General features: G+C 71.2%; 13 protein-coding genes. 5 read left to right on the forward strand and 8 right to left on the reverse strand.

The features are described from left to right. Window positions 1-125 precede the first annotated feature (125 nt). Complete coding sequence (locus C1708_RS17520) at window positions 126-833, forward strand: phosphatase PAP2 family protein (protein ID WP_106413558.1); 708 nt, start codon at window positions 126-128, stop codon at window positions 831-833. Between the two features lie 79 nt (window positions 834-912). Here the strand turns inward: C1708_RS17520 and C1708_RS17525 are convergent, their stop codons facing one another. Further along, the gene (locus tag C1708_RS17525; protein ID WP_106413559.1) at window positions 913-2,469 is read right to left on the reverse strand and encodes an FAD-binding oxidoreductase; all 1,557 of its coding nucleotides are present in this window, start codon (window positions 2,467-2,469) and stop codon (window positions 913-915) included. Window positions 2,470-2,600: 131 nt separating this feature from the next. Continuing rightward, the gene (locus C1708_RS34430) at window positions 2,601-2,762 is read right to left on the reverse strand and encodes a hypothetical protein (RefSeq protein WP_198602773.1); all 162 of its coding nucleotides are present in this window, start codon (window positions 2,760-2,762) and stop codon (window positions 2,601-2,603) included. A 102-nt stretch (window positions 2,763-2,864) separates the two neighbouring features. Here C1708_RS34430 and C1708_RS17530 point away from each other — a divergent pair, with 102 nt between their 5' ends. Next, a complete protein-coding gene (locus C1708_RS17530) occupies window positions 2,865-3,707 on the forward strand; it encodes an SCO4651 family lipoprotein (RefSeq protein WP_106413560.1) in 843 nt (280 codons plus the stop codon). 117 nt (window positions 3,708-3,824) lie between these two features. Continuing rightward, complete coding sequence (locus C1708_RS34435) at window positions 3,825-4,010, forward strand: hypothetical protein (RefSeq protein WP_189408818.1); 186 nt, start codon at window positions 3,825-3,827, stop codon at window positions 4,008-4,010. 23 nt (window positions 4,011-4,033) lie between these two features. Here the strand turns inward: C1708_RS34435 and C1708_RS17535 are convergent, their stop codons facing one another. After that, window positions 4,034-4,456, reverse strand: coding sequence for a metal-sensitive transcriptional regulator (locus tag C1708_RS17535; protein WP_106413561.1), 423 nt, complete (start codon window positions 4,454-4,456; stop codon window positions 4,034-4,036). Between the two features lie 237 nt (window positions 4,457-4,693). Here C1708_RS17535 and C1708_RS17540 point away from each other — a divergent pair, with 237 nt between their 5' ends. Both C1708_RS17540 and C1708_RS17545 read left to right on the forward strand, forming a co-directional pair. Beyond that, the gene (locus C1708_RS17540) at window positions 4,694-5,314 is read left to right on the forward strand and encodes a DUF47 domain-containing protein (RefSeq protein ID WP_037930976.1); all 621 of its coding nucleotides are present in this window, start codon (window positions 4,694-4,696) and stop codon (window positions 5,312-5,314) included. 7 nt (window positions 5,315-5,321) lie between these two features. Next, complete coding sequence (locus C1708_RS17545; RefSeq protein WP_106413562.1) at window positions 5,322-6,320, forward strand: inorganic phosphate transporter; 999 nt, start codon at window positions 5,322-5,324, stop codon at window positions 6,318-6,320. Window positions 6,321-6,452: 132 nt separating this feature from the next. Here C1708_RS17545 and pstB read toward each other — a convergent pair whose 3' ends face one another. The 5 genes from pstB to C1708_RS17570 form a co-directional block, all read right to left on the reverse strand. Further along, window positions 6,453-7,229 carry a phosphate ABC transporter ATP-binding protein PstB gene (gene pstB / locus C1708_RS17550; RefSeq protein WP_106413563.1) on the reverse strand — a complete coding sequence of 259 codons (777 nt, stop codon included), beginning with the start codon at window positions 7,227-7,229 and terminating at the stop codon, window positions 6,453-6,455. A gap of 49 nt (window positions 7,230-7,278) precedes the next feature. Beyond that, window positions 7,279-8,340: a phosphate ABC transporter permease PstA gene (gene pstA / locus C1708_RS17555; RefSeq protein ID WP_106413564.1), complete on the reverse strand. Its 1,062-nt coding sequence runs from the start codon at window positions 8,338-8,340 to the stop codon at window positions 7,279-7,281. After that, entirely contained in the window at window positions 8,337-9,341 is a 1,005-nt protein-coding gene (gene pstC, locus C1708_RS17560) for a phosphate ABC transporter permease subunit PstC (RefSeq protein ID WP_106413565.1), read from the reverse strand. Before pstC ends, pstA begins: the two co-directional genes overlap by 4 nt. A gap of 133 nt (window positions 9,342-9,474) precedes the next feature. After that, window positions 9,475-10,602: a phosphate ABC transporter substrate-binding protein PstS gene (gene pstS / locus C1708_RS17565; RefSeq protein WP_198602519.1), complete on the reverse strand. Its 1,128-nt coding sequence runs from the start codon at window positions 10,600-10,602 to the stop codon at window positions 9,475-9,477. A 209-nt stretch (window positions 10,603-10,811) separates the two neighbouring features. Then, window positions 10,812-11,252 (reverse strand): NUDIX hydrolase, encoded by a 441-nt coding sequence (locus tag C1708_RS17570; protein ID WP_106413566.1) that lies wholly within the window; start codon window positions 11,250-11,252, stop codon window positions 10,812-10,814. Window positions 11,253-11,280: the final 28 nt, after the last annotated feature.

The following is an 11,280-nucleotide window of genomic DNA, read 5'->3' on the forward strand; positions in this document are numbered from 1 at the left end:
TGGGAGCGGGAACCGTGCGTTCCTGTTGTCGTAGCCGAGCGGACGAGCGGATCTACGGACCACGGGGGTGGCAGACCCGGCGCGCGTCCGCGCGCCGGACGACATGACGAAGGGGCCGCAGCACCATGGCTGGACTCGCCGAATCCGGGTCGAACCCCGACGTCGACCTGCTCTACGACATCAACGGCCTGGCCAAGGCCGCCCCGCCGTGGCTCGACCACGTCATGGAGTTCGTCGGTGAGTACGGCGTGCTCTTCGGCCTCATCGGCATGGTGCTCTGGTGCTGGTGGGGCGTGCGCAAGCGGGGCGGACCCGACGCGGCGTCGTCGGTGGCGGCACTGGCGTGGGCGCCGCTCGCGGCGGGCGTCGCGGTCCTGGTGAACGTGCCGATCCGCGGATTCGTCGAGCGGCCACGGCCGTTCAACGATCACGAAGGGCTCGAGGTGCTCGTCGACGGCAAGGAGGACTACTCCTTCGTCAGCGACCACGCGACGCTCTGCATGGCGCTGGCGGTGGGGCTGTTCCTGGCCAACCGGCGTTACGGCCTGGTCGCGCTGGTGCTGGGGCTGATCGGCGGTTTCATCCGCGTCTACATGGGCGTGCACTACCCGACGGACGTGGTGGGCGGACTGGCGCTGGGCACGGCGGTCGCGCTGCTGCTGTCGCCGCTCGCGATGGCCATGCTGACGCCGCTGGCGCGGGCGGTGGAGCGGTCGCCGAAGGCCGGCTGGCTGGTCGCGGCCCGGCCGCAGGGCGGGCGGCGGAAGGTGGCCGAGCGCAGCCGGGGCAGGGCCGCGGGCTCCGGCCCCGAGGAGCGGGACCTGGCGGCCTGACGACGACCCGGCGAGGGCCCGTGACCCCCGTCCCCCGAGGGGCGGACGGTCACGGGCCCTCGGTGCGTCCGGGACCGGCTCAGAGGGCCTGCGGGTGGGTGAGGACGCGCTCCGGGTCGTAGCGCCGTTTCAGGCGGGACAGGCGCGGGGCGGCGGCTCCGTAGTAGGCGCGGCGCCAGTCGGCGAGGCCGGGGTCCGGGTAGTTCTGGTAGGCGGCGCCGGACGCGTGCGGGCGCAGGGCCCGGTGAGTGTCCGTCAGCCACGCGCGGATCGCGGTGCCGTCCGAGGCGCCGGGGTCCCAGGACGCGAGGTACTGGGCGAGCACGCGGGAGCGGCGGTGGACGAACGCCGTCGCGGTGGGCGCGACCCGGTTGACGGCGCCGCCGAGGGCGGTGAGCGCGATGCTCGCCGAGCCGCCGCGGGCCGCCCGGATCCGGTCGAGCAGGGTGGTGATCCCGGCGTCGTCGAGGGGGCGGTCGTAGAAGTCGGAGCGGGCCGCGTACGTCTCGCGGGTCAGCGCGCCCTCGGGGCTGCGGCCGGGCGTCCCGCCGGGCAGCCGGCACGCGTCGCCGGCGAACGAGGCGCAGCCCGCGTACAGCTCCATGGACTCCTGGTGGGAGCGCCGGCGCAGCAGGACGCTGCTCGCGGAGGCGCCGATGCGGCCGGCGAGGCGGTCGACGGCGTTCTGCAGCTCTCCGTAGGCGCCGAGGGAGAAGACGGTGACGGAGACGGAGGGGTCGGCACCGGTGGTGTCCAGGTGGAGGGCGGACCAGATCTCGTCGGGCTGGTCCGGTCCCCAGTCCTGCCAGGCCGCGACCACGGCGGCCGCCCGCTCCCACGGCCAGGTCAGATGGCCGGTGACGCCCTGCGGGGCGGGGTGGGTGCGGAAGCGGAACTCGGTGACGATCCCGAACTGGGCGTGCCCCGCGCCGCGCAGGGCCCAGAACAGGTCGGGGTTCTCGGTGTCGGACGCGGTGAGCCGCGTGCCGTCGGCGGTGACCAGGGTGGCCCCGGTGAGGCTGTCACAGGTCAGGCCGTAGGCGCGGGAGGTCACGCCGTGGCCGCCGCCGAGGGTGAGGCCGGAGATGCCGACGGTGGGGCAGGAGCCGCCGGGGACGGTGAGCCCGCGGGCGGCGAGGGTGCGGTAGACGTCGATCAGCCGGGCGCCGGCGCCGACGACGGCCGTGTCCCCGTCGACGCGGACGTGACCGAGCTCGGACACGTCGACGATCAGACGGCCGTCGCCGGACGACCAGCCCGCGTAGGAGTGGCCGCCGCCCCGCACGGCGAGCGGGACGGCGTGCTCGCGGGCGTGGGTGAGGGCGGTGCGGATGTCGTCGGCGTGCCGGACGTAGGCGACGGCGGCGGGCCGCAGGGTGTCGAAGCGGGTGTTGTAGAGGCGGTGCGCCGTGGTCCAGTCGGCGTCGCCGGGGCGCACCAGGCGGCCGTCGAGGTGCCCGGCCAGGGTGGTCCAGTCGGCGGGTGTCGCGGGGCGCGGGGTCCTCGGCGGGGCGGGGGACGACGGGGCGCGTGAGGGGGCGGGTGCGGGCCGGGGCTCCGCGGAGGTGCACGCGGAGGCGGTGGCCGCGGTGGTGAGCGCGGCGGCGGTGCCGGCGACGAAGGTGCGGCGGTTCACGGTCGGCCTTCCGGACGTCGGACGGGGGGCGGCCTGTCACGGGTCCGGGGCGGGCCGGCGTGCGGCCGCGACGTTCCTTCCGGGTGCCGTGGTCGTGCGGGGGCCATTCTGGGCGCCTTGCCCGGGTGGCGTCACTCCCCCGTGTGGTTCTCGGCGTCCTTGCGGGCCTGGCTCCTGGCTCTGCGGGCCGGGCCGCGCCATCCGCAGGTGCAGCGGGCCATGCAGAAGGGTCCCTGCTCGGTGGTGGTCGTGTGGTGGGGCCGGGGGGCCGGCGCGTCGTCCTGATGCGGCACGCGGCCCACGGTAACGCCCGCCGGGCCGCGTGACGGGGCTCTTGACCGGTCGTTAACGCCACTGACAGCGGCCCGTGTCGGACGGAGCAGGGGTAGGCAGGGATGGCGCGACGGCGACAGCACAGGCGGACGCACGGCGTGACGGCCGCGGTCGGGGTCGTCTGCTGTCTCGGGCTCGGGGCCGCCGGGTGCGCGCGCAGCGACGCCGTGGCGCAGGGACCGCCCGCCGGCGATCCGGTGCGGGTGCTGCGCACCGCCGCCGACGCGCTGGTGGAGGCCGGCAGCTCCCGGACGCGCACCTCGCTGGAGATGGCCACCGGCGGCACCCGGGTCACCATCCGGGGCGAGGGGGTCTACGACTACCGCAAGCGGCTCGGGCGGCTGGAGGTGCTGCTGCCGCAGGACCCCGCGGGCGCCGTCGACGGCCGGCCGATCACCGAACTGCTCGCCCCCGGGGCGCTGTACATGAAGAACCGGGGCGCCGGGGTGCCCGCCGACAAGTGGGTGCGGGTGGACACCGCGACGCTGTCCGACGGGAACCTGGTCACCGGCGGGGCGACCGATCCGTTCGCCGCGGCCGAGGTGCTGCGCGGCACGCGCTCGGCGACGTTCGTCGGGCGGACCGAGGTGGCGGGGGCCCGGGTGCGGCACTACCGCGGCACCGTCGACCTGGAGGCGGCCGCGCGGGCGGCGTCGGAGGTCAACCGGGGCCTCCTGGGCGCGGCGGCGAAAGGGTTCGCCACCGCGCGGGTGCCGTTCGACGTGTACCTCGACGACGAGGGGCGGATCCGCAAGGTCCGGCACCGGTTCAGCTTCGTGAACGGCGAGCGGCGGGAGCCCGTCGCGGTCGCCTCCACCACCTTGCTGTACGACTTCGGCACCCCGGCCGACGTGCGGCTTCCCGCCGACGAGGACATCTACGCCGGGCGGATCGCGCAGGAGTGAGCGGTGCGCGCGGGTGGGGCACCGGGCCCACAGTGGCCGGGCCGGACTAGCCCTTCCGTGCCATGCGCGGTGCGTAGGGCGCTCCCTACTCTAGGAAGTCGGTGACGACAGAGTGAGGTGAGGCGCGTGGCTCCGCTCGGGAGGGGGACGGTTCCGGTCCAGGATCACGTGGCGCTCGCCGAGATCGAACTGTGCGGCGAGCTGATCATCGCCGCGTCCAACGCCGAGGACCGGCTGAGCCTGGAGAGCATCGACGAGGTGCTGCGGGTGGCCGAGGCGCGGACGGACACCGCCGGGCCCTGAGGCCCCGGCCACGGGGGAGAGGGTCAGGTCCGCAGCATGCGGGCGATGGCCTGCGTGGCTTCCTTGACCTTCGCGTCGATCTCGTCGCCGCCCTTGACGGCCGCGTCCGCGACGCAGTGGCGCAGGTGCTCCTCCAGCAACTGCAGCGCGAACGACTGCAGCGCCTTCGTGGAGGCGGACACCTGGGTGAGTATGTCGATGCAGTAGACGTCCTCGTCGACCATCCGCTGCAGTCCGCGGATCTGGCCCTCGATGCGGCGCAGCCGCTTGAGGTGCTCCTGCTTCTGGTGGTGGTAGCCGTGGATGCCGCGGTCGTGATCGGTCACGATGTCCGTAACGTCCGTCACATCCGTCGTGTCCGTCGCGTCCACGGCGGGCGCCGTTCCCGCGGCGTCGGCCGTCTCCGGGGAGGAGGGCGCGTGCGCGCCGGTTCCGGTGGTGGTCATCGCGTCCTCCTGGTGTCCTGATGGGCGCTATATACCCCTGGTGGGTATATGTTACCGAACGTCGCCGGTCCGGGGACGGCCGGTCCGCGCCAGGGGCCGCTCTCCGTGAGACGCACCCGCCGCCCCCGTACTCATCACTGTGCCTGATGGGCGACACTGGGGGGCGGCCGTTATTGGTGGCCGGATGATGCGCCTAGCATCAGCCTGACCGAAACCGACGCATACCGAGGACCCCACGTGCGCTTTCGTCTGACCCCCAGGGAGACGAGCTTCTACGACATGTTCGCCGCGTCCGCGGACAACATCGTCACGGGCTCGAAACTCCTGATGGAACTGCTCGGGGCGGACACCTCCGCCCGGGCCGAGATCGCAGAGCGTATGCGGGCCGCGGAACACGCCGGTGACGATGCCACGCACGCGATCTTCCACCAGTTGAACTCCTCGTTCATCACGCCGTTCGACCGCGAGGACATCTACGCCCTGGCGTCCTCCCTCGACGACATCATGGACTTCATGGAGGAGGCCGTCGACCTGGTCGTCCTCTACAACGTCGAGGAGCTGCCCAAGGGCGTCGAGCAGCAGATCGAGGTCCTGGCGCGGGCGGCGGAGCTGACCGCGGAGGCCATGCCGCACCTGCGCACCATGGAGAACCTCACCGAGTACTGGATCGAGGTCAACCGGCTGGAGAACCAGGCCGACCAGATCCACCGCAAGCTGCTCGCCCACCTCTTCAACGGCAAGTACGACGCGATCGAGGTGCTGAAGCTCAAGCAGATCGTGGACGTACTGGAGGAGGCGGCGGACGCCTTCGAGCACGTGGCGAACACGGTGGAGACCATCGCCGTCAAGGAGTCCTGAGCACTTCATGGACACCTTCGCTCTGGTCGTGACCATCGGGGTCGCGCTCTTCTTCACCTACACCAACGGCTTCCACGACTCGGCCAACGCGATCGCCACCTCCGTGTCCACCCGGGCGCTCACGCCCCGGGTGGCGCTCGCGATGGCGGCCGTGATGAACCTCGCCGGTGCGTTCATGGGCTCCGGGGTGGCCAAGACCGTCAGTGAGGGGCTGATCGAGACGCCCGAGGGGTCGACGGGGATGGGGATCCTCTTCGCCGCGCTGGTGGGCGCCATCACCTGGAACCTGATCACCTGGTACTTCGGTCTGCCCTCGTCGTCGTCCCACGCCCTGTTCGGCGGCATGGTGGGCGCCGCGCTGGCCGGCGGGACGACCGTCTACTGGCACGGCGTCGTCGACAAGATCGTCATTCCGATGTTCGTGTCGCCCGTGGTCGGTCTGATCGCCGGTTACCTGGTGATGACCGCGATCATGTGGATCTTCCGGCGGGCCAACCCGCACAAGGCCAAGCGCGGCTTCCGCATCGCCCAGACGGTGTCCGCGGCCGGCATGGCCCTGGGCCACGGACTCCAGGACGCCCAGAAGACGATGGGCATCGTGGTGATGGCCCTGGTCATCGCCGACGTCGAGGACTACGGCGACCCGATCCCGGTGTGGGTGAAGATCGCCTGTGCCGTGATGCTGTCCCTCGGCACCTACGCGGGCGGCTGGCGCATCATGCGCACCCTGGGCCGGAAGATCATCGAGCTGGACCCGCCGCAGGGTTTCGCCGCCGAGACCACCGGCGCCTCGATCATGTTCGGCTCGGCGTTCATCTTCCACGCGCCGATCTCCACCACCCACGTGATCACCTCCGCGATCATGGGCGTGGGCGCCACCAAGCGGGTCAACGCCGTGCGCTGGGGCGTCGCGAAGAACATCGTCCTGGGCTGGTTCATCACCATGCCGGCCGCCGCCCTGGTGGCCGCGGCCTGTTTCGGACTGGTGCATCTGATCGCGCTGTAGCCGAGGACCGCGTACGGCGGCACGCCGGGGTCCCTGTACGCCAAGCACGCAGAAGGGCCCGCCCCCGTCGAGTGGGGGCGGGCCCTTCGTACCTCGCGGTGGCACCGCCATGCAGCACCGCGAGGGGACCGGTCAGCCGAAGCGGCCGGAGATGTAGTCCTCGGTGGCCTGCACGGACGGGTTGGAGAAGATCCGCTCCGTGTCGTCGATCTCGATCAGCTTGCCGGGCTGGCCGACCGCCGCCAGGTTGAAGAACGCCGTGCGGTCGGAGACGCGCGCCGCCTGCTGCATGTTGTGCGTCACGATGACGATCGTGAAGCGCTCCTTCAGCTCGCCGATCAGGTCCTCGATGGCGAGGGTGGAGATCGGGTCCAGGGCGGAGCAGGGCTCGTCCATCAGCAGGACGTTCGGCTCGACCGCGATGGCGCGGGCGATGCACAGACGCTGCTGCTGACCGCCGGAGAGGCCGGAGCCGGGCTTGTTCAGGCGGTCCTTGACCTCGTTCCAGAGGTTCGCGCCCCTGAGGGACTTCTCGACCACGTCGTCCAGCTCGGACTTCTTGTACTTGCCGTTCAGGCGCAGGCCCGCCGCCACGTTGTCGTAGACCGACATCGTGGGGAACGGGTTCGGGCGCTGGAAGACCATGCCGACCTCGCGCCGCACGGCCACCGGGTCGATCCCGCTGCCGTACAGGTTCTCGTCGTCGAGCATGACCTTGCCCTCGACCCGGCCGCCCGGCGTCACCTCGTGCATGCGGTTGAGCGTGCGCAGGAAGGTGGACTTGCCGCAGCCGGAGGGGCCGATGAAGGCCGTCACGGAACGCGGTTCGACGGTCATCGAGATGTCCTCGATGGCCAGGAAGGAACCGTAGTAGGCGTTGAGGCCGCTGACATCGATGCGCTTGGCCATGTGAATCACTGCTTCTTTCGGGTCGCTGACGGAATACGTCCTGGCCGCGTCAGCGACCGGTGTTCGGGGCCTTCCAGCGGGCGATGCCGCGGGCCACCAGGTTGAGGATCATGATGAACGCGATGAGCGTCAGGGCCGCCGCCCAGGCGCGGTCGTAGGGCGCGCCGTATCCGCCGCTGTTGGTGTACTGCAGGTAGATGTACATCGGCAGCGACGCCTGCGGGTCCTGGAACGGGTTGGTGTTGATGAAGTTCGTGACCCAGACCAGCAGCAGCACGGGGGCGGTCTCACCGGTGATGCGGGCGATCGCGAGCATCACGCCCGTGATGATGCCGCCGATCGACGTCGGCAGGACCACCTTGAGGATGGTGCGCCACTTCGGCACGCCGAGCGCCAGCGACGCCTCGCGCAGCTCGTTCGGGACGAGCTTGAGCATCTCCTCGGTGGAGCGGACGACCACCGGGATCATCAGGATCGACAGGGCCATCGAGCCGGCGAAGCCGGAGGGGCCCATGTCCAGCATCAGGATCCACACACTGAGGACGAACAGACCCGCGACGATGGACGGGATGCCCGTCATGACGTCGACGAAGAAGGTGACGGCCTTGGCGAGCCTGCCGCGCCCGTACTCGACCAGGTAGATCGCGGTGAGCACGCCGACCGGCACGGAGATCAGGGTGGCGAGGCCGACCTGCTCCAGCGTGCCGATGATGGCGTGGTAGATGCCGCCGCCGGGCTCGGTGTCGGCGACCACGCCCATGGAGTGGGTGAGGAAGTAGCCGTCGAGGACCTTGACGCCGCGCTTGACGGTCTCCCAGACGAGGGAGGCGAGCGGGATGACGGCCAGGAGGAAGGCGACCCACACCAGGCTGGTCGCGGTGCGGTCCTTGGCCTGGCGGCGGCCCTCGACCTTCGCGGAGACGGCGTAGGAGCCGCCGACGAACAGGGCGGCCGCGATCAGGGCCCACTGGATGCTGCTGTCCAGGCCGGCCACGGCGCTGATGCCGAGGCCCGCGGCGACGGAGCCCGCGGCGACCGCCCAGGCGAACCACTTGGGCAGGGTCGCGCCGCGCAGGGAGCTGCGCTTGGGGGAAAGGGTTGCGTGGCTCATGCGTTGGCCCCCGAGTACTCCTTGCGGCGGGCGATGATCAGGCGGGCCGCGCCGTTGACCAGCAGCGTGATGACGAAGAGGACCAGACCGGAGGCGATCAGGGCGTCCCGGCCCATCTCGGTGGCCTCGTTGAACTTGCTGGCGATGTTCTGGGCGAAGGTGCCGCCGCCCGTGTCGAGCAGGCTGGCGTTGATGTCGAAGCTCGAGGAGAGCACCATGGCCACGGCCATCGTCTCGCCGAGCGCGCGGCCGAGGCCGAGCATCGAGGCGGAGATGACGCCGGAGCGGCCGAAGGGCAGCACCGACATGCGGATGACCTCCCAGCGCGTGGCGCCGAGGGCCAGGGCCGCCTCCTCGTGCATCCGCGGGACCTGCCGGAAGACCTCGCGGCTCACGTTGGTGATGATCGGCAGGATCATGATGGCGAGCAGGATGCCGACGGTGAACAGCGAGCGCGGGGCGCCGTCGTTCCACTCGAAGATGCCGGTCCAGCCGAGGTAGTCGTCCAGCCAGCCGTAGAGGCCTTCCAGGTGCGGCACGAGGACGAGGGCGCCCCACAGGCCGTAGACGATGGACGGGACGGCGGCGAGCAGGTCGATCACGTACGCGATGGGGCCGCCGAGGCGGCGCGGGGCGTAGTGCGTGATGAACAGGGCGATGCCCACCGCGATCGGGACCGCGATGACCATGGCGATGACCGACGACACGACGGTGCCGAAGGCCAGGACCGCGATGCCGAACTCCGGCGGGATGCCGCTGGGGTTCCACTCGAAGGTCGTGAAGAAGTTCGCCTCGTTCTTGCTGATGGCTATGGAGGCGCGGTAGGTCAGGAAGGCCGCGATGGCGGCCATGATGACCAGGACGAAGATGCCGGATCCGCGGGAGAACCCGAGGAAGATCCGGTCACCGGGGCGGGTGGCACCGCGCGCGGCGCGCTTGTCCTGGGGCGCGGCCGGGCCGGGTGCGGGGGGTGCGGTGGGTTGCTGTGTCGTGATGTCCATCGGGTTCTCCGGTCTGCGGAGCCGCCGGGGCGGACGGCTCGGTAGGAGCCGTCCGGGGGCCGGGGGCTCCTGATGGCGGTGCACCGGACGGTGCGGACCGGCCCCCGGACGGGGGCCGGTCCGCACACTCGGGTCAGCTCAGGCCCGAGATGGTCTCGCGGACCTTGGTGATGATCTCCTTGGGCATCGGGGCGTAGCCCGCGTCGGCCAGCAGGGCCTGGCCGTCCTCAGAGGCCATGTAGTTCAGGAAGGACTTGGTGGCGGGCAGGGTCTCCGCCTTGTTGCCCTTGTCGCAGACGATCTCGTACGTCACCAGGACGATCGGGTAGGCGCCCTCGGCGGACGGGGTGTAGTCCAGCTCCAGCGCGAGGTCCTTGCCGGTGCCGACGACCTTGGCGGCGCCGATGGCGGCGGTGGCGTTCTCGACGGTGGCCGCGACCGGCTCGGCGGCCTCGGTCTTGATGGAGACCGTGCTCATGCCGTCCTTGGCGTAGGACAGCTCCATGTAGGAGATCGCGCCGGAGGTCTGCTTGACCTGCTGGGCGACACCGGAGGAGCCCTGCGCGGACTGGCCGCCCTTGGCCTCCCACGCCTTGCTCGGCTCGTAGGTCCAGTCCTTGGGAGCGGCTTCCTTGAGGTACGTGGTGAAGTTGTCCGTGGTGCCGGACTCGTCCGAGCGGTGGAAGGCCTGGATCTTCAGGTCGGGAAGCTTGGCGTCGGGGTTGAGCTTGGCGATCGCCTCGTCGTTCCAGTTCGTGATCTTGCTGTCGAAGATCTTGGCGAGGGTCGACGCGTCCAGGACCAGGTTGTCGACGCCCGGGACGTTGTAGCCGACGGCGATCGGGCCGCCGACCATGGGCAGGTCGATGCCCTGGCCGTCCTTGCAGATCTTCTTGGACTGCTCGATCTCCTCGGCCTCCAGCGCGGAGTCCGAGCCGGCGAACGCGGTCTGCCCCTGGAGGAACGCGGTGATGCCGGCGCCCGAACCGGTCGGGTTGTAGTTGACCTGAACGTCCTTGCACGCCGCGGAGTACTGCTTGACCCAGGCGTCGATGGCGTTCTTCTGGGCGGAAGAGCCGGAGGCCTGCAGCTGGCCCTTGGCGTCGCCGCAGTCGATGTTGCCGGCCTGCGCGGTCGCCGAGGCGCCGCCGCCGTCGCTGTTGCCGGTGTCGTCGGAGCCGCACGCCGTGAGGGCCAGGGCGCCGGAGACGGCGAGAGCACCGAGAGCGAGGGCCCGCCGGTTCATGCGCTGAAGCTTCACTTTTGTTCCTTCCAGTGGCCGCCGTCCTGAATTCGGCGGCGTGCGAAGTGTGGGTGAGGCGGCCGCCTCGTCCTGTAAGGGTTCGTGTCCGGGCGATCCGCACCGCGTAAGGCCGAAATTAGGCAGAACAGGTGAAGCGGTCGATGGACGCACATGAACGAGGGGTGAACCCCTGTGGACGGTGCGGTGAGGCCGTGGAGCGGGCGCTCTCAGCCGGCCGGGCGGAGGGTGGCGAGGAGGGCGTCCACCAGGCCGGCGTCCATCGGCGAGGTGAGGTGGCGGCGGGCGGCGTCCGGAGGGAGCCACAGGATCCGGTCGACCTCGTCACCGGGCGTGAACGTGCCGGAGACGGCCTCGGCCGCCCAGTAGCGGACCCGCTTCGGGCGGCCGTGCGCGAGGTAGCGGGTGCTGGGCAGCTCGGCGGCCGGCACGGCGGTGTGCCCGGTCTCCTCGGCGACCTCGCGCAGGGCGCCGGCGAGCGGGTCCTCGCCGTGCTTCAGCTTGCCCTTGGGCCAGGACCAGTCGTCGTACCTGGGCCGGTGGACCAGGCACAGCTCCAGCTCACCGGTGACGGGCGAGCGGCGCCACAGGACGCAGCCGGCGGCCTCGACGGTGAGGGCGCCGCTCCGGGCGGGTCGGGGGGTGCGCACCGGGTGCCTCCTCGATTCCGTACGGCTA

The organism is Streptomyces sp. DH-12 (assembly GCF_002899455.1).
GTDB lineage: Bacteria > Actinomycetota > Actinomycetes > Streptomycetales > Streptomycetaceae > Streptomyces.